Source organism: Komagataeibacter europaeus (genome assembly GCF_002173515.1).
Classification (GTDB): domain Bacteria; phylum Pseudomonadota; class Alphaproteobacteria; order Acetobacterales; family Acetobacteraceae; genus Komagataeibacter; species Komagataeibacter europaeus.
The window spans coordinates 3,298,609-3,321,094 of record NZ_CP021467.1; the positions used below are offsets into that span (position 1 = coordinate 3,298,609).

The following is a 22,486-nucleotide window of genomic DNA, read 5'->3' on the forward strand; positions in this document are numbered from 1 at the left end:
TTTGGGTGATGCGCATGGACCCGCTATGGGCATCCCGCGCATTCCAGACATGGGAATGCCCGGCCCCCTGTTCAAGGGACCGGGCATTGCCACGGACTTCAGACCTGATCGGGAGGAAGGGGGGATCAGCCCTTCTTGCGCTGGCCCAGTGCGCCGAACTTCTTGTTGAACTTGGCGACTTGGCCCCCGGTGTCCATCATGCGCTGCACGCCGGTCCATGCCGGGTGGGACTTCGGATCGATGTCCAGGCGCAGCGTATCGCCAGCCTTGCCGTAGCACGAACGGGTCGTGTACTCGGTGCCATCGGTCATGATGACATTGATTTCATGGTAGTCGGGGTGGATGCCGGATTTCATTTCAAACACTTTCGCGCTGGGCCCACCGATGCCGACCGGGGGCGTTGTATCGGCAGGCGTATAGACGACAAGTGCCGCCAAGATCAACACCCGATGGCAAGAAAAGGCCGTCCTCCCGTCTTCGCGCCGTGGTGTTACCCGGTTGCATCATGCCGGGGAATGGAAGGGTCACATGATAATATATGGTCGTCATGATGTCGGGATGTTGCTAGAGCTAGGGCGTATTCCATTAAACAAGGATTGGCATTCATGGCGAAACTGCCGGATCACGTGCCCGAACTGCACGTCAAGGATCTTCATGTACCCGGTTGGCTGGGAGAATTCCGCGCGTTCCTCATGCGCGGCAATGTGGTTGACCTTGCGGTCGGTGTGATCGTGGGTGCTGCGTTCACGGCCATCGTGAACAGCCTGGTGAAGGACGTGTTCACGCCGGTACTGGGCCTGCTGATCGGCGGTATCGACTTTACCAACCTGTTCATCACCCTGCGTGGCCCGCACATGGCGACGCTGGCCGATGCGCAGAAGGCTGGCGCGGTCACGATCAATATCGGCCTGTTCCTGAATGCGGTGATCCAGTTCATCATCATCGGTTTCGTGATTTTCTGGGTGGTGAAGGCCATCAACCGCCTGACGGTGAAGAAAGAAGCCGAAAAGCCCGCGACGCCGCCCGCGCCGCCGCGCAACGAAGTGCTGCTGCAGGACATCCTTGATGTGCTGAAGACGGAAGCAGCCCAGAAATCGGCTGCGACCGCGCCCAAGGCCTGATCCCACATATCAGGCTGCCGGAACGCAGGACGGGCACCCCGATGGGTGCCCGTTTTTTTTGGCGCATCCCTGACCGCACTTGTGCCGGGGAACGGGACTGCCCAATATCCCCCGGTATGGTGAAGGTGGCTGGCTTATGATTGATATGACACGATATATGCGCGGGCGGCTGCTGGCCCTGTCGGCAGTGGCGCTGCTGGCGGGCTGTCATTCGTCAGGCAGGGCGGACATGTCCCGCCTGTCGGCCCCGGCACAGGATTACCTGCTGATCACGTCCTATTTCATGGCCGAAGGGGGCATGGTCAGTCGCCTGCAGGACGGCGGCCTGTCGGGGCAGCAGGTGTATGACATGGCGACCTCGCTCAAATACGGCAAGAGCATGATCCTCGCCGCCCTGACCAAGCCATCGCGCAAGGCGCGCCGTAATGGGCAACAGGCAGTGGAACTGATGGTGGCCTGCACCAACCAGCCCGATCCGTCCACGCTTGGTGGCAGGACGCCGCGCAGTTGCCTGCCGAATGGTCCAGCCAGTCCTGATGCAAAAGGGCAGGTGCCGCCGCAACCGGCCACACCTGCCCACAAGTAAAAGTATGAATATATAAAAGTTTTTGGGTGCCGCCTTTTTTCAGGAAGGCGGTGTCGTGTGAAGCTTTTTGAAAAAAGCCTCACCAGGAACGTCTTTATGCTGCGGGCAGATCCCGCGCATATCCGTTGCGCAGGTGGCCAGCGCCGGGTTTCAGTTGCGCACGGGTGGCCGTGCGTCACGACGCAGGCGCTTTTCCCCCAGCAGCAGCAGCAGTGGTGCGGCAATGAAGATGGACGATGACGTGCCCACCACGATCCCGAACAGCATCACCCACGCAAACCCCGACAGGCTGGCCCCACCGAACAGCGCCAGCGGGAGTGCGGCAAGAAACACCGTCGATGACGTGCCCAGCGTACGGCTGAGTGTTTCGTTGATCGACAGGTCAATCAGTTCCGCCAGCGGCATGGTGCGGTATTTGCGCAGGTTTTCACGCACGCGGTCATAGACCACCACCTTGTCATTGGTGGAATAGCCAAGGATGGTCAGGATGGCCGCCACCATCACCAGATCGAATTCGAAATGCGTGATGACCAGGAAACCGATGGCCTTGGTCAGGTCCAGCACCAGCGTCACCACCGCGCTGACCGCGAACTCCCATTCAAAACGGAACCAGATATAGGCCAGGATCATCAGCAGGCTGATGCCGAGCGCCAGCATGCCGTTGCGGAACAGTTCCTTCGATACCGACGCACCCACCGCATCGGCCCGCAGCACCTGTGCGCCGGGCAGGGTGCCGATGGCATGACGCACGGAATCGACCATGGCCTGCGTGCGGGCCTCATGGTCGGGTTCGCTTTCGGGTGGCGTATCAAGGCGGATCAGCACGTCATCCGGGCCGCCAAAGGACTGTACACCCGCAGCCGTCACGTGCTGGGCGGCAAGGGCGGCGCGGATGGCGTTGAAATCCGCCGGTCCCTGCGTGCGGGCTTCCACCACGATACCACCACGGAAATCCAGCCCCAGCGTCAGGCCGGGATGGAAGAACAGGATCAGCGAGGCAATGGACAGCACGGCCGATGTCGCAAGCCCGATGAAGCGGCCGCGCATGAAGTTGATTTTCGTGCCACGCGGCACGAACCGGAGAAGGGGACGATCAAACATCATTCGGCGCGCCTCAGACCGGCAGGGTGCTGGGACGTGTGCGGGCATACCAGCGCACCATCAGCATCCTGGATAGGAGAAGGGTGGTGAAAAGGGTGGTCACGATGCCGATCGTAATCGTCAGCGCGAAGCCGCGTACCGGCCCGGTCCCGAAAACAAACAGCATGACATGCGCCAGCAGCGCCGTGGCGTTACTGTCCACGATCGTGCCGGTCGCGCGTTCGAAACCCGCCTGCATGGCCTGCAGCGCGCTGCGGCCACGGGCCACTTCCTCGCGGATGCGTTCGTTGATCAGGATGTTCGCATCCACCGCCATGCCCAGGGTCAGCAGCATGCCCGCCATGCCCGGCAGGGTCAGCGTCGCCTCGAACAGCGACAGGATGGCGGTCATCAGCACCAGGTTGGCCAGCAGCGCAATGTTCGCGTACCAGCCGAACCGGCCATAGAACAGCGCCATGAACGCGATCACCAGCACGAAACCGGCAGCAAGGCTGTAGCCGCCCGCGCGGATCGAATCAGCACCCAGCGACGGGCCGATGGAACGCTGCTCGATCACGTTCAGCGGTGCGGGCAGCGCGCCCGCGCGCAGCAGCAGCGCCATGTCGGTGGCCTGCTGTGCGCTGAACCCGCCGGTGATCTGCCCGCTGCCGCCGGTAATGGCGGTGCGGATGACCGGGGCCTCGATCACCTTGTTATCCAGCACGATGGCGAAGCGCTTGCCCACATTGGTCCGCGTCACGTCGCCAAATTCCTGCGCCCCGGTCGAATCGAAGGTGAAGTTCACCGCCCATTCGCCGCTCTGCTGGTCGATCGAGGCGCTGGCGTTGGTCAGGTCCGCGCCATCCACATCAACATGGGAAAAGACCGGCAGCTTGGTCTGCCCGTCGGTCATGGGCAGCATTTCCACGCCCGGTGGCGGCACGGCGGACCCGATGGCGGAATCGGCAACCAGATGGAACGTCATCTTGGCCGTGGTGCCCAACAGGTTCTTGACCCGTTCGGGGTCACTGATGCCGGGCAGTTCGACAATGATCCGGTCATCGCCCTGACGGGTGATTTCGGGGTCGATGGCGCCGGTCGCGTCGATACGGCGGCGCACGATCTCGATTGACTGGGTCACGGCGTCATAGGCGCGCTGGCGCGCGGCCTCGGCCGACAGGGTGATGGCGATCTGGCCACCTTCGGCCTGTTCCACCCTGAATTCGCCCGGCACGTTCATCGGCATGGCGCGCAGCGCCTTCAGGTCGGGCTGCGCTTCTTCCGGCGTGCGGGGCGTGAATGTCACGCCATGCGCGGTGGTGGTCAGGTTGCGGTAACCCAGCGAATTCTTCAGCAGGGTCTGGCGTGTTTCATCCTGCAGCCCGCGCAGCCTGTCGGCTGTCACGCTGTTCATATCAACCTGCAGCAGCAGGTATGACCCGCCCCGCAGGTCAAGGCCCAGATGGATCTGCCGCCATGGCAGGGACGCCACGGGCTGGCGGATGACATTGGGCAGGCACAGCGCCAGCCCGATCAGACATACGCCAATGACCGAAGCCATTCTGAGCCGACTGTAATACATCATGACTTGATGGAGAGCTCCCTACGCCCGGCTGGCCGGTTCCCTGTCCGGCATGGTCAGTGTATCGCGTGTGCGAAAAATCAGTGGCGGGAACATGCCGGTCCCTGCCCGATGATGCAACCGCTGATACGCCGGCAGGGCCGCCGCCGTTGCCGTTTTGCCGCAATTTTCCCGCCCCGTCATGCCGCCCGTGCGGCCAGCGGGGGTGTGCGCCTGCGTGGCGGCCTGCTAATCCGGGGAACAGGTACGGACACGAAACAGGCAGGAAGGGCAGGACATGACGCAGGCGGGAATGCGGTTGTTACGTGTCGGGATCGTGGGGGCGGGCCACTTCGGCCGCTTCCATGCGCTCAAGGTGCAGGCCGCCGCGCGGGAAATCCTGACCGGCATCCATGACCTCGATGCCGCGCGCGCGCGCAAGGTCGCGGCGGAAGCCGGGGGCGTGCCCGTCCTGTCATATCCCGACCTGCTGGCCTGTTCGGATGCGATTATTGTCGCAGCACCCGCGGAACACCATTTCGACCTGGCCCGGCGCGCACTGGCGGCGGGGAAGCATGTGCTGGTGGAAAAGCCCATGGCGGCCACACTGGCGCAGGCCGATGAACTGGCGCATCTGGCGCAGGTGCACGGGGTCGTGCTGCAGGTCGGGCACCTGCTGCGCTATTCCGCCGAACATCAGGCCATTACCGACCGTATTTCCCGTCCCCTCTATATCGAGGCCACGCGCCTTGCGCCCTACAAGCCGCGCGGGACGGATGTCTCGGTGATCCTTGACCTCATGATCCATGACCTTGATCTGGTGCTGTCCATCGTGGACAGCCCGATCGAAAGCGTCGATGCGCTGGGGGCGGCGGTCAGTTCACCGTTCGAGGACATCGCCAACGCCCGCGTGCGGTTTGAAAATGGCTGTGTCGCCACCATCGCGGCCAGCCGAATTTCCCTCAAGACCGAGCGGCGGATGCGCGTCTTTTCACAGGAAGGCTACCTGTCGGCTGATTTCATGAAGCGTGAACTGACCATGATCGGGCGCACGCGCGGCCTGCCGCTGCCCGGATCGGGCGGTTTCCGGCGCGAATCCGTAACGTGGCGCGACCATGATACGCTGGCGGCGGAACATGCCGCCTTTGCCGCTTCGTGCCTTGATGGCGCGAAAGTGCTGGTGGACGCCGTGGCGGGCCGCCGGGCGCTGGCGGCGGCGCTGGCGGTGACACAGGGGATCGCCGCCACCCGCGCGCGGATGGAGGCGTCCGGCCTGATCATCCCCCCCGTTCAGGAAGACTGAAGCGTCTCGCGCAGCATTTCGAGTTCCAGCCACCGTTCTTCCGCCGCCGTCAGGTCGGCTTCCGCCTTTTCCAGCGCCGTGGTGGCGGCCGTAAAGGTGGCGGGGTCGCGCGCATACAGGCCCCCGTCGGACAGGATGGCGCGCAGACGCTCGATTTCCGTCTCCAGCGCCGCCATCTGCCTGGGTAGCTGTTCCAGTGCGTGCTTGTCCTTGTACGACATCTTGCGCGCGGGCTGCCGGGGGGAGGAGGACGGGGTCACATCGGTTCTGGCCGGTGTGGTTTCCGCACGGTCCTGCCGGGGGCGGGCGGCCAGTGTGGCGTCCTGCCGCTGGGCCAGCATGTCGCTGTAGCCACCAGCATATTCCACCCACTTTCCGCCGCCTTCCGCCATCAGGATGGAGGAGGCGACCCGGTCGAGGAAGTCACGGTCATGGCTGACCAGCAGCACCGTGCCGGAATAGCTGGCCAGCATGTCCTGCAGCAGGTCGAGCGTTTCAAGGTCAAGGTCGTTGGTCGGCTCGTCCAGCACCAGCAGGTTGGACGGCCGCGCCAGCGCGCAGGCCAGCATGAGCCGCCCGCGCTCCCCCCCCGACAGCACGCCCACCGGGGTGCGCGCCTGTTCGGGGCGGAACAGGAAGTCCTTCATGTAGCCGATGACATGGCGTTTCTCATTGCCAACCTGCACCATGTCCCCGCCGCCGCCCGTCAGCGTATCCGCCAGCGTGGTGTCGGGATCAAGCGAGCGGCGCTGCTGGTCCAGTGTGACGACATTGAGCGCGCTGCCGATATTGATGGTGCCGGAATCCGGCCTGTCCAGTCCTGTCAGCAGGCGCAGCAGGGTGCTCTTGCCCGCGCCATTGGCCCCCACGATCCCCAGCCGGTCCCCGCGCAGGACACGCAGGTCCAGATGGCTGACCACCGGATGGGCGGGGTCATAGGCGCGTGACATATCTTCCGCCACCGCAACCAGCTTGCCCGACAGGTCGCTTTCGCGGGCTTCCATCTTCAGGCCGCCGGGCTGCCTTATGGCGGTGCGACGGGTATTGCGCAGTTCGGCCAGTTCAGCCACGCGGCGGACATTGCGCTTGCGCCGCGCGGTCACGCCGTAACGCATCCAGTCTTCCTCACGCGCGATCTGGCGGTCCAGCTTGTGGCTGTCGCGCTCTTCCTGCTCCAGCACTTCCTCGCGCCATGTCTCGAACCGGGCGAAGCCCTGATCCAGCCTGCGGGTGACGCCCCGGTCCAGCCACACGACCGAACGCGACAGCGTTTCCAGCAGCCTGCGGTCATGGCTTATGATGACCATGGCCGACGACAGCGACAGCAGTTCACGCTCCAGCCATTCAATGGTCGGCATGTCCAGGTGGTTGGTGGGTTCGTCCAGCAAAAGCAGGTCGGGTTCGGGCGCAAGGGCGCGGGCCAGCGCGCAGCGCCGCGCTTCCCCGCCCGACAGGGTGGCCGGGTCTTCCGTGCCGTTCAGTCCCAGTTCGGTCAGCAGCAGTTCGGCGCGGTATTCCGGGTCGCCCGGCCCCATGCCCGCGCGGACGTAATCCAGCGTGGTGCCAAAGCCCGACAGGTCGGGTTCCTGCGGCAGGTAGCGCACGGTGGTGCCGGGCTGGACAAAAACGGTGCCGTCATCGGCCTGTATCTCACCCGCCGCGATGCGCAGCAGGGTGGACTTGCCACAGCCATTGCGCCCGACAAGGCAGACGCGCTCGCCTGGGCCAACGCCGAAGCCCGCGCCATTGAGCAGCGGCGCGCCGCCAAGGGTCAGGGTGATATCCTGAAGGAGAAGAAGGGGAGGTGAGGCCATGCCCACTTATGTATTCTCAACCACCCCGTGCGCAAGGCTGGTGTGGGGCTTAACGCCGCTTCGCGTTTTCAAGGATGTTCAGGAACGACAGCCCCCAGCCAAGGGCCGTGCGGTTGGCGATGCTGTTCCAGCATGCCTGCCAGCGTTCGCGCCGTTCCTCGGGCGACATGGCCAGTGCGCGTTCCAGCGCATCGGCCATGCCGTCATGGTCCAGCGGGTTGACCAGCAGGGCGGCCTCAAGCTGCTTTGCCGCCCCGGCAAGGCGCGAGAGGATCAGCACGCCGGGATTTTCAGGATCCTGGGCTGCGATGAATTCCTTGGCCACAAGATTCATGCCATCGCGCAGCGGGGTGATGTAGCCGATATCCGCCAGCCGCATGTACCCGGCCACGGTGGGGCGCGGGCTGCCGCGTGTCAGGAAGCGCAGCGGGGTCCAGTCGGCCTGTCCCTTATGTGCGTTCAGCTTGCCGATCTGGTGTTCCAGCTTGTTGCGCAGCGCCTGGTAGGACGGCACGTCCGTCCGGCTTTCGGCCGCGATCTGCAGGAACGTCACCTGCCGTTCCCGCTTGGGGTAGGTTTCCAGCAGGCGTTCGTAGCCAGCCAGCCGGTGGTCCAGCCCCTTGGTCGGGTCCATGCGGTCCACGCCAAAGATCAGCTTGCGTCCCGCCAGCGAACCCGACAGGCGGCGCAGGTCCGCCGACCCGGCGGCGGTAACGGCGGTCTGGGCAAAGGTCTGGGGGTCGATTTCCACGGGGAAGGTGCCGACATGCACGCGGCGTCCCTCGAATGTCAGGGTGCTGTCATCTTCCGCAATGGCCCCGGCCTTGCGGGTGGCGGCAAAGATGAAATTGGCCGTGTCGTCCGCTGTCTGGAACCCCAGCAGGTCCGCCTTCATCAGGTCGCGCAGGAACGTGCCGCCATCGGGGGCCGTGGCCAGCATGTCGGGTGCGGGAAAGGGGGTATGGAGGAAAAAGCCGATGGGCTGGCGCACGCCATGGCGGCGCAGCAGGGCAGGCAGTGGCAGCAGATGATAGTCATGGATCCAGATGACATCTTCCGCACGCAGCAGTGGCAGCAGGTTTTCACAGAACCGTTCGTTCACCGACCAGTACGTGGCCAGTTCCCGCCGCTCGAAATGGATATGCTCGGGCAGCGAATGCATGAGCGGCCATAGCGTGGAATTGGAAAAGCCGGTGTAGTAATTGCGGTGTTCGGCCGGCGTCAGGCCGATGGTGGCGTATTCCACCCCTTCCGCCTGCTGGATTTCGGGCGGCAGGTGCGCGGCATCGGGATGGCAGGTGCCGTTCCAGCCGAACCACATGCCCCCCTTGCGCGCCAGCAGGTCCTTCAGCACAACCGCGAGGCCGCCGGGGCGCAGCCCCTCCTTGGGAACGGGAACGCGATTGGATACGATGACCAGCCGTTTCATTACTGCCCTCTCTGATAAGCTGTCGCATGGCGGATCAGCCCCATCCGGCTGCGCAGCCGGGACACGCACCATACACGCCGGGTCATGCAGGGGGGATGGCGCAGGCGCGGGACTGGCATGCGGCAGTGTCAGTTCAGGGATACGCCACCCGAAACCGCCTGATAGGTGGAGACCGCCAGCGTAAGCGGTTCAAAGGGCTTGGTAATGACGAATGCCGGTTCGATCGTGTCGCCCGTCAGCAGGCGTTCGGGATAGGCGGTCACGAAAATGATGGGAATGTCCTGGTGCTGCAGGATGCTCGAGACCGCCTTCATCCCGTCGCCGCCGTCACCGAGGTTGATATCGGCCAGGATCAGGCCGGGGCGGGTCTCACGCGCCAGCTTTATGGCCTCCGCCTCGCTGCTGGCGACACCTGCGATGGTATGGCCGCACTGGCGCACCAGTTCCTCGATATCCATCGCGATGATCGGTTCGTCCTCGATGATCAGCACGCTGGTCTGCGCGCATGAACGCAGGCGGGCGTGCGCGTCCTCCAGTATGGTGGCGGCCTGTTCGGGGGGCAGTGACAGGACGAGGGCGGCGTCATTGACCGACAGTTCCTCAAGCGAGGTCAGCAGCAGCAGCTTGCGCCCCAGCGGCGGCATGCCGCCCGCGGTGTCCCCGGTGCCCCCATGTTCGGCGTGGTGGCGGGATATCCACTGGTAAAGGCGCAGCCTTGGAGGCAGGGATGGTTCATCCACCGCCATGAGTTCGCGCAGGCTTTCGGCGACCAGCAGGTCGCCACTCGACTGGCTGCCACATAACGCCCGGGCGTAACGCCGGGCATAGGGCAGGGCGCGAAGCAGGTCTTGACGCCGTGATAGCGGCATGAGGCATTCATCTCCCCAGATAAACTGTTACACTCCGGATCATGACAGCGTTAGGCTGTGCTGCAAGAGTTGAAGAGTAAACAAACTGGAATCCAGAATACCACTCGATCCGTCGGCGGTCACGCACTTGCGTGGGGAGATCCTGTCCCTTCTGCCGCAATTACGTGGTTTTGCCCGTTTTCTGACCGGGCAGCCCGCGCAGGCGGACGACCTTGTCCAGGAAACCGTGCTGCGCGCGCTGGCGGCCCTGGACCAGTTTGCGCCGGGCACCAGCATGAAGGCGTGGCTGTACACGATCGCGCGCAACCTTTTTTACGAGCAGCGCCGCCATGGCCAGCGCGAACGTGATGTCATGTCCGACTATGCCCATCGCCCCGACCAGCCCGAAAGCGGCACGGGGGAAGGGGAGGCGGATGTGCTGCGTGACCTCGATGGCGCGATCTGGCAACTGTCCCCCCGCCTGCGTGAGGCGCTGGTGCTGGTTGGCGTGCAGGAAATGACCTATGCGGAGGCGGCGCATGTCTGCGGGGTCACGGTCGGCACCATCAAGGCCCGCGTCTCCCGCGCGCGTGCGCAGATCATGGAGTACATGAACGCCCGCCCCGATGATGGCTGAGGGAACCATCGGTCACCTGCTCGCGTTTTCGTTATGTGGGTGGATGTAACCTTTTGCCCTTCCCGTTCATTGCACCTGCATGAACGACAATACAGGGGAGAAGAACATGACCAACAGCTTTCATGACGAGATGATTGCAATCCTGCCCCGTCTGCGCGTTCAGGCCCTGTCACTGACACGCAACCGTGCGGCGGCGGATGATCTGGTGCAGGATGCCGTGTGCAATGCGCTGGCCGCCCAGCACAGCTTCACGCCGGGTACCAATTTTTCCGCGTGGATGCACCGTATCCTGCGCAACCGTTTCATCTCGGACCTGCGCAAGAAACGCGAAACCGGGAATATCGAGGACGTGCCCGCGTCCGCCATGGCTGGCAGCGGCGCGCATGATGAACGCCTGATGGTCAAGGAACTGGCCGAAGCCATGAACCGCCTGCCCACCGATCAGCGCGAGGCGCTGGTGCTGGTGGTGATGCAGGGCATGAGCTATGATGAACTGGCCGCGGCAACCGGCTGCGCCGTCGGTACCGCCAAGAGCCGTGTCTTCCGCGCCCGTCGCCAGCTGGCCACATGGCTCTATGGTGAAGAACGCGATATTTCCACGGTCGAACTGCGCGGTGCGGTGCAGCGCCTGCGCACGCGGGTGCAGGCACGTCCCGCGGCAGCGGTCTGATGAGTGGATTCCCACTTTGAATTGCGGCACGAATATGGCACTGACAGTAATGTCTTCATCAGTATCTTGGAATCTGCAGGGTAAGATGCAGCCCTGACATAGACAGGGATTGTGTGAAGTGGGAATTTACTTCGGGATAATGCGATGGCTCTGAAGGACAAGTGTCCTCCCAGGCAACCAGGAAAGAAGTCCATAAACAGATCGGATGATGCGTTCGAGCTATGGCTGAAGCGTGGATTGCATCAGTTGTTTGATGATGTGACGAAAGAGCCCGTTCCCGAGGAACTCCTGCGTCTGATTGAGGAAGACCGGAAACGGACAAAATAACGCATGTCCGTATTCCCATCTTCCGGCCACGGCAGGCAGGTCCGTCATCGGAGCCTGTTCAGTCGTGTGGGCCGCGTATTCGATGCCGTGCGTGGCCGGATGATGGCGATCATTCTGCTGGCCGCCATGCCCATTGCCCTGATCGGGGCCGTGCAGGCATGGCATAGTTACCGTTCCACGCTTGAAGCGCCCGGCGACCGTACCGACCTGACGGTATCGCGCATCGATCTTGAACTGCGCCACGAATCCGAACATCTCAGTTCCCTGCTGCAGGCCGTCTCACGCATGCGGCTGGATGATGCGGGCCTGCGCCATATGCTCGAACTGGTCCAGTCGCTGACCGGCCGGCATTACAGCCAGATCGCGCTGGCGGATGACCGGGGCAACATCCTGACCGCTGTCGGGCAGCAGGGCGGGTCGGCCCCGCTGACCATGGACGCCATGCCCCGTTTCCAGGGTGATGTCGGGATCGTGGCCCTGAACGATCCGGTGACCCATGTGCCCGGTTATTTCCGCATTACGGTGTCCACCACCATTTATGACGATGCCGGCAGGCCCGCCCGCCCGGGCTACCTGACGGCTATCATGCCGCTGTCATGGCGCAGCGCCATACTGCAGGCCAGTGACCCGCGCCTGGACCTGGTGCAGCAGAACGGCCCGGTGGAAATATGGCTGGTGGACAGCCACGCCCGGGCATCTGCCCCCCTGTGTTCGGATTGCAACTGGTCCCCCCATCCGCCCGAACGCATCATGCAGTGGGCGCGCGGCACGCTGGCAATGGGGGAGGAGCATGCCCATATCACCCTGCCCGATGGGTCGTTTTCGATCGGCCGGGTGCAGGATGGCGTGCATGTCCTCAGCATGACGCGGCGCAACGCGGGCGAACGGCATGCGGTGGTGATGTTCGCCATATCGCTGGTCAGCAGCGGACTGCTGCTGCTGATGGGGCTGCTGGGCGCATCCAAGAGCGCCGACGTGCTGGTGATCACGCCGTTGCGCCAGCTGACCACGTCGGTCAACCAGTGGCAGCTGGGGGGGATGTATGACGTGCGCTCCAACTGGGCCATGCCGTTAGAGGTCAGGCAGCTTGCCCATGCCTTCAGCAAGGCCACCCGCAAGCTGGCGCGGCATGAAAGGCGGCTGGAACGCGCGCAGGCCCGGCAGGAACTGCTGCTCAAGGAAATGCACCATCGCGTCAAGAACAACCTGCAGATCGTGGCGTCGCTGCTGAACCTGCAGGCAGGGCGCATCCGCCTGCCCGCCGCGCGTGAGGAATTCGCGCAGGCGCGTGACCGTGTGCGCGCGCTGGCCACCCTTCACCGCTATCTTTATGCCGATGGTGAACTGTACAGCCTGAACATGCAGAGCTTCGTGCGTGAACTGTGTGGCCAGATCATGCATGCCATCGGTGAATCCGATGAAAGCCGCATCACGCTGGATATCCGTGTCGATGACCTGCTGATGGTGCCTGACCAGGCGGTGCCCCTTGCCCTGATTGTGACGGAAGCGGTCAGCAACACGATCAAATACGCTTTTCCCGATCGGCAGCATGGCACGCTGGAAGTTGGCCTGCGCGCGCTATCCGGTGACCGGGCGTGCCTGTGGATCGCCGATAACGGCGTGGGCATGGCGGCGGTGCGGAACCAGCCCGGGACGGAAGAAGGGCGCAGCGGGATCGGCATGCAGCTGATCCGTGGCTTTGCCCGGCAGCTGGGCGGCGAACTGCAGATGTTTGAGGAAAACGGGACACGTTATGTCCTTGTTTTTCCACTAAAGCAGCCCGAACAGGATGAAACGGCAGGCTGAATCCATGCAAAAATGCATGGCAGAGTTATGGTGTAGACGGTTTTCAGCCGTGGATGATGGCTGTCCCTGTGTCGTGTCCTTCGGTATAGGGAGCGGTCATGAACGATGACAAGACAGTGATGAAGGCGTGGACGAAGGCACAGTCGCGTCTTGGGCGCCGGCAGGCCATGCCGGTTGTGTTGCTGGGACTGGCCCTGGCTGCGACCGCGGTGGGGCAGGTCTGGTGCATTGCCAGCGTGCTGGCCAGCGTGCTGGTGCCCGGCGGGGAACCGGCGGTGATGTGGCCGCTGGCGGGGCTGGTGGTGCTGGCCATCGTGCGCGCCGTCCTGCAGATGGGGTCGGACATCCTTGCCGCCCGTGCGGGCATGAAGGCGCGGGCACGACTGCGTGGCGGGGTGCTGGACGCCATCCTGCGTGGCGGGCCGGGGCTGCTGCGCCGCCACCATACGGGGGAACTGACGGCGCTGGCCGTTGACCGGATCGAGGCGCTGGACGGTTTCTTCGCCCGCTGGCTGCCCGCCTCCGTGCTGTGGATCGCGGCCCCGCTTGTCATCGGTGTCCTTGCCGCATGCATCCAGCCCGGCTCTGCGCTGATCATGGCGATATGCGGCCTTGCCGTGCCGTTCGGGCAGGCGCTGTTCGGGATCGGGGCGGCGGTTGCCTCGCGCAATCAGTTCCTGGCCATGACCCGCCTGCAGGCCCGCTTCCTTGACCGCGTGCGCGGGATCGCCACCATTGTCCTGTCGGGCCGGACGGAGGATGAAACCCGCCGCCTTGCCGCAGCCGCGGAAGAACTGCGGGTGCGTACCATGAAGGTGCTGCGGGTTGCGTTCCTGTCCTCGGCTTCCATCGACTGCGCCATGGTCGTGGCCCTTGTGCTGGTGGCGCTGCGCAATGGCGCGCAGCTCATGGCGCTGCATGACCAGGGCGTGCCCGCTGCGATCATGGCGGCCCATGTTGCGCGCGGGCTGTTTGTCGTGCTGCTGGTGCCGGAATTCTTCGCCCCCTTCCGCAGCCTTGCGCTGGCGTACCAAGACCGCGCCCATGCATCGGGCGCGGCGGCGGCCATGCGGATCCTGCCGGACGCCACGGCGGTGCGGGCGGCGGGGCAGGCGGTCTGTCAAACGGGGCAGGGCGTCAGTGTCGCGTTCGAACATGTGGGCTTCACATGGGATCCCGCGCGTGGCGCGACACTCGATGATGTCTCGTTCACCGCACCTGCCGGGCAGACGGTGGTGCTGTGGGGCCCGTCGGGGTCGGGCAAGTCCACCATCATCGAAATGCTGCTGGGCTTCATCCAGCCCGAAAGCGGACGCATTGCCATCAATGGTACCGATATGGCCACCATCGTGCCCGAGGCACTGGTGGCCATGACATCATGGATCGGACAGAAGCCGGTCCTGTTCGCGGGCACGCTACGCGAAAACATCCTGTTCGCCCGCCCCGACGCGACGGACGGGCAGTTGCAGGCCGCCATCCGGGCGGCGGCGGCGGATGTGTTCATTGCCAGCCTGCCGCACGGGCTTGAGACCCTGATTGGTGAGGGCGGGTTCGGCCTGTCGGGCGGACAGGCGCAGCGCGTGGCGATTGCGCGCGCCTTCCTCAAGGATGCGCCGCTGCTTCTGCTGGATGAACCGACATCCCATCTCGACCCGCAGACCGAAGCCGACGTGTTCAGCAGTCTGCGTGCGCTTGCGGCCAATCGCACGGTTATCCTCGCCAGCCATTCCGCGGCGGCGGAAGGGTTCGGGGGGCGGAAGGTGGTCCTTGATCATGGCCGGATTGTCACCAGTGGGGAGAATGCATCGTGAAATCCTCGGAAAACCGGGAATTCGCACGGCAGGCACGGCGTGAAGGCGTGATGGGGCCGGTGCTGCAGATCCTGCATATATGGCAGCGTCGCGCCCCGCTGCTGACGGCGGGGGCGCTGTTGTCCCTGCTGGCGGTGCTGATTGGCCTTGTGCTGATGCGCGAGGCGGGCATGCGGGTGGCCGCCATGACGCTGGGCGTGATCGTGGTGACGACCGGGGCGCTGCGCATCTTTGGCGGTGCCCGGGTCATCCTGCGCTATACCGAACGTCTGGTCACGCATGACGCCATGTTCCGCGCACTGGCGGACGTGCGGGTCTGGTTCTTTCGCAATCTGGCGCGTGGCGCGGCGGCGGGTCTTGGCTTCCGTCGCGCGGGTGACCTGCTGTCGCGGCTGGTATCCGATGTCGAGACGCTGGACGGGCTGTACCTGCGCATCATCATTCCGCTGCTTGGCGCATGCCTGGTGCTGCCGTTCCTGTTCATCGCCATCAACATGGTCAGCACCGTGCTCGCGGTTGTCGTGGCGGGGCTGTTTGCCTGCGGTGCCTTTGTCCTGCCCCTGATCGCCGCCATTATGGGGCGGCGCGAGGGTGGTCTGGTCAACCATGCCAGCGCGCAGCTGCGTATCGGCGTGCTGGACATGGTCGGGGGCCTGCGTGAAATCGCGACCTTCGGGGCGGAGGGGCGCATGCTGGCACATGTCCGTGACCGTGATGACGCCCTGTATCGCGCGCAGATGAAACAGGCCCGGATGCTGGCCATGGCCGGCGCCGCGTCCTATCTGTGCGGGCAGGCGGCGGTGGTGGCGGTGCTGGCCGCGGCCCTTGGCCTGGGGCTGCCACGCATTGCCCCGCTGCCAGCGGCGGCGGTGCTGTTCCTGACGGTCGCGGCTTTTGAAACCGTGGGCGGCCTGACCCGCGCGGGCGCGCTGGCGGGCAGCATTACCCGGGCTGCGGCCCGTGTCGTGGCCGTAAGTGAAATGCCCGAACATGCCCCCCCCGAAGGCACCGAACCCGCGCCAGCGGGCACCGACATCAGCTTCCAGCATGTGTCCTTCCGCTGGAGCGCCGACCGTGCCCCGGTGCTTGATGACCTGAACCTGAACATCCCGGCAGGCCAGCGCATTGCGGTGCTGGGGCCGTCGGGTGCGGGCAAGTCCACCCTGGCGGCGCTGCTGCTCAAGGCGGTGGCGCCGCAGGCCGGGTGCATCACGCTGGGTGGACGCGATATCGCCACCATCCGTGATGATGACCTGCGGGGACGGATCGCATGGCTGTCGCAGGCCACGCACCTGTTTGCCGATACGATTCGCGCCAATCTGCTGCTTGGCCGCCCCGATGCAAGTGAAGCCGACCTGTGGACCGCGCTGGAACAGGCCCGGGTCGCGGATGTCGTGCGTGAACTGCCCGACGGGCTGGATAGCTGGCTGGGCGAAGGCGGGGCCAGCCTGTCAGGCGGGCAGGGCAGGCGGCTGGCGCTGGCGCGTGTGCTGCTGTCACGCGCGCCCATCCTGATACTGGATGAACCGGCCACGGGGCTGGATGCACGCACCGAGCAGGAGTTCCTCCAGACCCTGAATGAGGTGACGCATGGCCGCACCGTCATCCTGATCGCGCATCGCCTGACAGGTGTCGAAAATCTGGATAAGGTATGGCATGTTTCTGGCGGGAAAGTGGTCAGTGCCCATTCATGATGGGGTGGCCATGCCGGTTGAAAGGATTGACGCGGCTAGTCCCACAGGGCACGAAGTAGCGGAAAACCGGATCGGGCATACCAGAAGGCTGATAGCGATCCGTCTTGAATCCCTGAATCAGGAGTAAATCCATCATGCGTCGCCTGTCCCTTCTTCTTGGTCTCGGTCTGCTGACAGGATGTGCTGGTGGCCATCCGGGTAAATATGTCGTGTTCTTTACCCAGAACTCCACCCAGCTTGATACGCCGGCCCAGACGGTGATCACGCAGGCGGCCCAGCGCGCGGCCTCGACCCATGGCAAGGTACGTGTCGAAGGCTACGCTGCTGCCAGCCATGACCTGTCGGCTGATGAACTGCTGGCGATCGACCGCGCCAAGATCGTGGCCCGCCAGCTGGCGGTTGATGGCGTGGATGCCAGCCGTATCAGCCAGCAGCCGCGCGGCCCGGTGAACAACGAAGACGGCGCCCTGGCGTCCCGCCGTGTCGAAATCGAGGTTGGTGGACGCTGAATAACGGCTTCCCCTTTGATGATATGACGGCTGGTGACGGCACATCACGCAACCCGCGTGATGTGCTGGCCGAGGTCTTCGGCTTTCCTGATTTCCGCGGGCTGCAGCAGCAGGCCGTGGATGAGGTCATGGCGGGCCGGGACTGCCTGGTGCTCATGCCGACCGGTGGCGGCAAGAGCGTATGCTATCAGGTGCCCGCCCTTGCGCGGCCCGGCACCGGCCTTGTCATTTCCCCCCTGATCGCACTGATGGACGATCAGGTCGCGGCCCTGCGCCAGCTGGGGGTGAACGCGGGTGCGCTGCATTCCGAACAGGAAGCCGATGACGCGGCCCGCGTCCGTTCGGACCTTATGGCCGGGCGGCTGGATATCCTTTACGTCTCGCCCGAACGGCTGCTTTCCCCCGGTATGCTGGAACGGCTGGGGCGGCTGACGCTGTCGATCATCGCGATTGACGAAGCACACTGCATTTCCGCATGGGGACATGAATTCCGGCCCGAATACCGCGAACTCGCGGCCCTGCCGCAGCATTTCCCCAATGTCCCCCGCATTGCCCTGACGGCTACGGCGGATGCGCGCACGCGCACCGACATCCTTGACGCGCTGGCCATGCCGGACGCCACGGTGCTGAAGGCCAGTTTCCACCGGCCCAACCTTGATATTGCAGTAAAGCCCAAGACATCGGAACTGCGCCAGCTGACCGGCATACTGGATCGCCATCGCGGGGCGGCGTCCATCGTCTATTGTGGCAGCCGCAGCAAGACCGAACGGATTGCCCGTTCGCTTGCGGGCAAGGGATATGTGGCGCTGCCGTTCCATGCCGGCCTGTCGCCAGTGGAAAAGCGCGCCGCCCTCATGCGGTTCCGTTCGGGCGAGCCGGTGGTGATCGTCGCCACCATTGCCTTTGGCATGGGCATTGACCGGCCGGATGTGCGTGCCGTGGTGCATCTGGACATGCCGTCCTCACCCGAAGGGTATTACCAGCAGATCGGTCGCGCGGGCCGCGATGGCGAACAGGCCGAGACCGTCCTGCTATACGGCGGTGACGACATGGCCCGTGCCCGGTACTGGCTGGAGCAGTCCAACGCCCCCGAGGCCCAGAAACGGATCATGAGCGCCCGGCTGGAAGCGATGATCGCGCTGACCGAAACCACGGGCTGCCGCACGCAGGCGCTGCTGTCATGTTTTGGCGAGGAACTGCCCGCCGCCTGCGGCCATTGTGACAACTGCCGCAATCCCGTCGCGACGTTTGACGGCACCGTGGCGGCGCAGAAGGTCCTGTCGGCCATCTATCGCACCGGGCAGCGTTTTGGTGCGGTGCATGTGGCGGGCGTGCTGCGCGGCAAGGCGTCGGACATGGCGTCCCGGCACGGGCATGAAAAGCTGAGCGTCTTCGGAATTGGCAGGGACCGCCCCGAACCTTTCTGGCGTGGCGTGATCCGCCAGTTGATCGCACGGGGCGCGATAAAGGTGACGGGGGAATATAATGCCCTTGCCCTTGAGGAAGGGCGCGCCCGTCCCATATTGCGTGGCGAGGAGCAGATCATGCTGCGCGAGGACGCGACCGAGGACCTCAAGGCGGCAGGACGCGTGTCAGGTGGCGGGCAGCGTCCCCAGATGGCCGATCTGACGCCGGAAGCCGCTGCACGCTACGAGGCGCTGCGGCAGTGGCGGCTGGGTGAGGCACGGGAACAGGAAATCCCGCCCTATGTCATTTTTCATGATGCCGTGCTGCATGATATTGCCCTTGAACGTCCGGCCACATTGGATGAACTGGGCATGATCCGTGGGGTGGGTGGATCCAAGCTGGCCCGCTATGGCGCGGCGGTGCTGGACGTGCTGGCCGATGTCGGCGCCTAGCCTGTCACGCCGCGCGCGTGGCGTGTTCTGTTGTATCGCGTAGTCAGGAAACGGTTTTGCATGCGTTGCCCTTTTTGTGGAAATGATGACACGCAGGTGAAGGACAGCCGCCCGCATGAAGATGGCGCGGCCATCCGGCGCAGGCGCATATGCGGGTCGTGCGGGCAACGTTTCACCACCATCGAACGCGTGCAGTTGCGCGATCTTGTGGTGGTCAAGGCCGACGGTCGCCGCGTGCCCTTCGAGCGTGACAAGATGGCGCGTTCGGTCCGTATCGCATTGCGCAAGCGCCCGGTCGAGGCGGACAGGATCGAACGGATCGTCAATGGGCTGGTCCGGCACCTGGAAGCCACGGGGGAGACGGATATCCCTTCACGCGATATCGGCCGGCTGATTATGGAAACGCTGCGTGAAATTGATTCCGTGGCCTATATCCGTTTCGCCAGCGTGCACTGGGATTTTCGTGAAACCAAGGATTTCGCTGATATTCTGGAAACGATTTCAGCCTCCGTTTCAGGCGATGCGGGCGAAGACCTGCCCCCGTCCGGCCCCGGGGACAAAGATTGAACTGGACCCCGCCACGCAAAGAGGCGATGAAACGCAGAATTCGCAGCAATGCCACAGCAGGAGTAACGCGCCATGACACAGACAGACGGTGACCGGCAGCACAAGGTCCGTTCCCGCACCGCATCGCGTGTCGCGGCGGTGCAGGCCCTGTTCCAGATCGAACAGGGAAACGAAAGCCCGGAACGCGTCATAAACCAGTTCATGCGCCACCGGCTGGGCACGTCCGCATCCGATCAGTGCGATTATGCCGAAGGGCATGTGCCCGATGCCGATGCACGGCTGTTCGGCATCGTGGTGCGTGGCGCCATGGCCCGGCAGGACCGCATTGACGCGCTGCTGCACGACATCCTGCCCGCGTCCTGGCCGCTGGCCCGGCTGGATCCGGTGCTGCGGGCGATCATGCACGCCGCGGGCGGTGAAATGACGGGAGCGGATCCCATTCCCGCCCGTGTCATCATCAATGAATACATGGATATCGCCCATGGTTTCCTGGCGGGGGATGAACCGCGCATGCTCAACGGCGTGCTTGATGCCCTGTCGCGGCGGATCAGTGAACCAGCGGCACCCGTGACGGATGCGGCCGATGAAACGGTTGCGGTAGCAGATGATGCCCCCGTGGCTGATGCCACCCCCGACAGCAAACCCGCCTGAACCCGGAAGAAAGGCATGACGGCCATGGGACAGGACACGCTGTCGGATAATGGCCTGCCAGCGGAATTCGGCTTCATCGCCCGTATTTTCCGGCCGCTTGCGGGGGACGGGGCGCTTGACCTGCGCGATGATGCGGCGGTGTTCATGCCGCCCGCCGGGCGTGAACTGGTCATCGCCGCTGACGCGATGGTCGAAGGCGTGCATTTCCTGCCCGATGACCCATCCGGTACCGTTGGCCGCAAGCTGCTGCGCTGCAACCTGTCGGATCTTGCCGCCATGGATGCGACCCCGCTGGGCTATCTCATGACGGTATCCATGCCGCCCGAGCGGGATGAGGCGTGGTTTGCAGGCTTTGCATCGGGCCTTGTTCATGACCAGCGCCAGTTCGGCATTACGCTGCTGGGGGGAGACACGACTTCCACGTCCGGGCCGCTCGTGCTGTCCCTGACCGTGCTGGGGCATGTCGCGCCGGGGCGGGCATTGCGGCGTGGCACCGCATGCGTGGGCGACGGCATATGGGTCACGGGCACGATTGGTGATGGCGCGATGGGCCTGCTGGCCCGGCGCGGGCAGGTCGCCGATCCTGATGGCTTCCTGGCGGACCGTTACCAGTTGCCCCGTCCCCGGCTGGGGCTGGAACTGGGGAATGTCGCATCCGCCGGGATGGATGTATCCGACGGGCTGGTGCAGGATCTGGGGCACATGGCGCGTGAAAGCGGGGTGGGGATCGTGATCCACGCGGATCAGGTGCCATTGTCCCCTGCCGTGCGCGCCCTTGGCCCGCAGTGGCTGCCGACCTGCCTCAGTGGCGGGGATGACTACGAACTGCTGCTTGCCGTACCATCCATGCATGAGGCGCAACTGTTGCGCCACGCCGCGCGTGCGGGGATGGCTGTCACGCGTATCGGGCAGGTTGTCGCGGGCAATGGCGTGCAGGTCATGGACGCGGCAGGCCACGCGATGGTGTTTGCCCGCCGTGGCTGGAGCCACGTGGCGGAAGGGGGCTGAGGGCTGTCCCTCAGTCTTCCAGCGACAGGTCGTAAACCCGGTAGCGTTTGCACGGTTCGGGCGTGATGCGTTCGATCAGGCGGCGCATGGGCAGGTTGTTTTCCAGAACCCAGCCCAGTTCGATCGTGCGGTAGGGCAGGCTGCGGCCGCGTTTCATGAGTTCGGTAATGGCCAGGGCGGGCATGATCGCCCCCAGCGCCGTGCCGTCCAGCGCGGAACTGACACCCAACAGGATGACGCGGGCGGAATGGAATTCGTGCCGCAGCAGCCGCTTGCCCAGTTTCAGCCACCCCAGCGGCGACGGATCGCCATTGAGGTCGGCGGAAATGTCGAACACATTGGGCACCACCAGCGCCACGCAGACCGGCTTGCCCGCCTGTTCGATCAGTACGAAATGTTCCGGCCGCAGGATGGGCTTCATTTCGACGATCATGGACTGCATGTCCTCGCGCGCCAGCGGGATCGATCCCCAGTTGTTGCGCCATGCATCGTTGTACAGCGTGCGCAGGATCTCCCCATCCTCATCGATCCGGTCCATGCGCAGGCCACGGGTGGTCACATTGCCCAGCCGCCCTTCACCCAGCCGCAGGCTGGCGGGGACCAGGTGGGCTTCCTCCGCATCGGGGCCGGTCCGCATCTGGTAGGCGACAAGATCGCGTACCTTGGTGGCGCCACAGGCATCCATCATGCCCGGCAGCCATTGCGGGTGCCATGGCATGGCCACCATGGGCATGGCGTGGTGGCCTTCCAGCATCATCCCGAACTCACCATTGCTGTCCAGCGTCTGCGGACCACGCATGCGCTTCATGCCATACTGGCGCAGCCATGTGCCCGCCGCGTCCAGCAGGGCCGACACCACCTCCAGATCGTCAATGGCGTCCAGCGCCCCGAAGAAACCGACCGGTTCCCCGTAATGTTCCATGGAAACCGGATCGATCTGCGCGGATATGCGCCCCACCGCCCGGTTGCCCCGCATGGCGAGGAAATACTGCGCGCGTCCCAGACGGAAAAAGGAATTCTTGCGCGGGGTCAGCAGGTCACGCTGGGTCAGGTCCAGGGGGGGAACATAACCCGGCAGCCCGGCGTACAGGCGGCGGGGCAGCTGGATAAAGGTGGTCATCTGACGAAAGCCGGAAACGGGAATGATAGTAAGACGATCGGTTTCGTTCATGACCGGTTCGTTGCATCCTGAACATGACCCGCAT

At 64.4% G+C, this 22,486-nt stretch carries 21 protein-coding genes; 14 read left to right on the plus strand and 7 right to left on the minus strand.

Annotated elements, in window-relative coordinates:
* Nucleotides 1-125: 125 nt before the first annotated feature.
* Nucleotides 126-356, minus strand: coding sequence for a 50S ribosomal protein L31 (gene rpmE / locus S101446_RS15155; RefSeq protein ID WP_010507580.1), 231 nt, complete (start codon nt 354-356; stop codon nt 126-128).
* Between the two features lie 249 nt (nt 357-605).
* Between rpmE and mscL the strand changes: the two genes are divergently transcribed.
* Nucleotides 606-1,121 (plus strand): large conductance mechanosensitive channel protein MscL, encoded by a 516-nt coding sequence (gene mscL / locus S101446_RS15160; protein ID WP_010507579.1) that lies wholly within the window; start codon nt 606-608, stop codon nt 1,119-1,121.
* 145 nt (nt 1,122-1,266) lie between these two features.
* The gene (locus S101446_RS15165) at nt 1,267-1,707 is read left to right on the plus strand and encodes a hypothetical protein (protein ID WP_231289826.1); all 441 of its coding nucleotides are present in this window, start codon (nt 1,267-1,269) and stop codon (nt 1,705-1,707) included.
* A 150-nt stretch (nt 1,708-1,857) separates the two neighbouring features.
* Here the strand turns inward: S101446_RS15165 and secF are convergent, their stop codons facing one another.
* Nucleotides 1,858-2,808, minus strand: a complete 951-nt coding sequence (gene secF, locus S101446_RS15170; protein ID WP_026018433.1) for a protein translocase subunit SecF — start codon at nt 2,806-2,808, stop codon at nt 1,858-1,860.
* Between the two features lie 13 nt (nt 2,809-2,821).
* Complete coding sequence (gene secD / locus S101446_RS15175) at nt 2,822-4,372, minus strand: protein translocase subunit SecD (protein WP_081499923.1); 1,551 nt, start codon at nt 4,370-4,372, stop codon at nt 2,822-2,824.
* A 274-nt stretch (nt 4,373-4,646) separates the two neighbouring features.
* On the opposite strand from secD, the gene S101446_RS15180 reads away from it, so the two are divergent.
* A complete protein-coding gene (locus S101446_RS15180) occupies nt 4,647-5,651 on the plus strand; it encodes a Gfo/Idh/MocA family protein (protein ID WP_087608711.1) in 1,005 nt (334 codons plus the stop codon).
* Here the strand turns inward: S101446_RS15180 and S101446_RS15185 are convergent.
* The 3 genes from S101446_RS15185 to S101446_RS15195 all read right to left on the minus strand — a co-directional run bounded on the left by S101446_RS15185 (nt 5,639) and on the right by S101446_RS15195 (nt 9,763).
* Nucleotides 5,639-7,465: an ABC-F family ATP-binding cassette domain-containing protein gene (locus S101446_RS15185; protein WP_087608712.1), complete on the minus strand. Its 1,827-nt coding sequence runs from the start codon at nt 7,463-7,465 to the stop codon at nt 5,639-5,641. The two genes, S101446_RS15180 and S101446_RS15185, sit on opposite strands and share 13 nt — an antisense overlap.
* A 49-nt stretch (nt 7,466-7,514) precedes the next feature.
* Complete coding sequence (locus tag S101446_RS15190) at nt 7,515-8,894, minus strand: alpha,alpha-trehalose-phosphate synthase (UDP-forming) (RefSeq protein WP_048851781.1); 1,380 nt, start codon at nt 8,892-8,894, stop codon at nt 7,515-7,517.
* A 128-nt stretch (nt 8,895-9,022) separates the two neighbouring features.
* Nucleotides 9,023-9,763, minus strand: a complete 741-nt coding sequence (locus tag S101446_RS15195) for a response regulator (protein ID WP_087608713.1) — start codon at nt 9,761-9,763, stop codon at nt 9,023-9,025.
* A gap of 127 nt (nt 9,764-9,890) precedes the next feature.
* Here S101446_RS15195 and S101446_RS15200 point away from each other — a divergent pair, with 127 nt between their 5' ends.
* The 11 genes from S101446_RS15200 to thiL all read left to right on the plus strand — a co-directional run bounded on the left by S101446_RS15200 (nt 9,891) and on the right by thiL (nt 21,281).
* Nucleotides 9,891-10,379 (plus strand): sigma-70 family RNA polymerase sigma factor, encoded by a 489-nt coding sequence (locus S101446_RS15200; protein ID WP_087608714.1) that lies wholly within the window; start codon nt 9,891-9,893, stop codon nt 10,377-10,379.
* Nucleotides 10,380-10,485: 106 nt separating this feature from the next.
* Nucleotides 10,486-11,049, plus strand: a complete 564-nt coding sequence (locus S101446_RS15205) for a sigma-70 family RNA polymerase sigma factor (RefSeq protein WP_010507567.1) — start codon at nt 10,486-10,488, stop codon at nt 11,047-11,049.
* Between the two features lie 144 nt (nt 11,050-11,193).
* Nucleotides 11,194-11,376 (plus strand): hypothetical protein, encoded by a 183-nt coding sequence (locus S101446_RS18485; protein ID WP_010514389.1) that lies wholly within the window; start codon nt 11,194-11,196, stop codon nt 11,374-11,376.
* Nucleotides 11,377-11,379: 3 nt separating this feature from the next.
* A complete protein-coding gene (locus S101446_RS15215; RefSeq protein WP_026019759.1) occupies nt 11,380-13,182 on the plus strand; it encodes a sensor histidine kinase in 1,803 nt (600 codons plus the stop codon).
* Between the two features lie 98 nt (nt 13,183-13,280).
* Entirely contained in the window at nt 13,281-14,993 is a 1,713-nt protein-coding gene (gene cydD / locus S101446_RS15220) for a thiol reductant ABC exporter subunit CydD (protein WP_048851783.1), read from the plus strand.
* A complete protein-coding gene (cydC, locus tag S101446_RS15225) occupies nt 14,990-16,687 on the plus strand; it encodes a thiol reductant ABC exporter subunit CydC (protein WP_019084806.1) in 1,698 nt (565 codons plus the stop codon). Before cydD ends, cydC begins: the two co-directional genes overlap by 4 nt.
* A 134-nt stretch (nt 16,688-16,821) precedes the next feature.
* On the plus strand, nt 16,822-17,196 hold the full coding sequence (locus tag S101446_RS15230) for an OmpA family protein (RefSeq protein ID WP_010511439.1): 375 nt from the start codon (nt 16,822-16,824) through the stop codon (nt 17,194-17,196).
* A gap of 23 nt (nt 17,197-17,219) precedes the next feature.
* Nucleotides 17,220-19,055, plus strand: coding sequence for a DNA helicase RecQ (gene recQ, locus S101446_RS15235; RefSeq protein ID WP_048851785.1), 1,836 nt, complete (start codon nt 17,220-17,222; stop codon nt 19,053-19,055).
* Between the two features lie 60 nt (nt 19,056-19,115).
* On the plus strand, nt 19,116-19,622 hold the full coding sequence (gene nrdR, locus S101446_RS15240) for a transcriptional regulator NrdR (RefSeq protein ID WP_019084809.1): 507 nt from the start codon (nt 19,116-19,118) through the stop codon (nt 19,620-19,622).
* A gap of 72 nt (nt 19,623-19,694) precedes the next feature.
* Nucleotides 19,695-20,273, plus strand: coding sequence for a transcription antitermination factor NusB (nusB, locus tag S101446_RS15245; protein WP_019091772.1), 579 nt, complete (start codon nt 19,695-19,697; stop codon nt 20,271-20,273).
* Nucleotides 20,274-20,288: 15 nt separating this feature from the next.
* Complete coding sequence (gene thiL / locus S101446_RS15250) at nt 20,289-21,281, plus strand: thiamine-phosphate kinase (RefSeq protein WP_087608715.1); 993 nt, start codon at nt 20,289-20,291, stop codon at nt 21,279-21,281.
* A 10-nt stretch (nt 21,282-21,291) separates the two neighbouring features.
* On the opposite strand, the gene S101446_RS15255 is transcribed toward thiL, so the two are convergent.
* The gene (locus S101446_RS15255; protein WP_053323163.1) at nt 21,292-22,452 is read right to left on the minus strand and encodes a hypothetical protein; all 1,161 of its coding nucleotides are present in this window, start codon (nt 22,450-22,452) and stop codon (nt 21,292-21,294) included.
* Nucleotides 22,453-22,486: the final 34 nt, after the last annotated feature.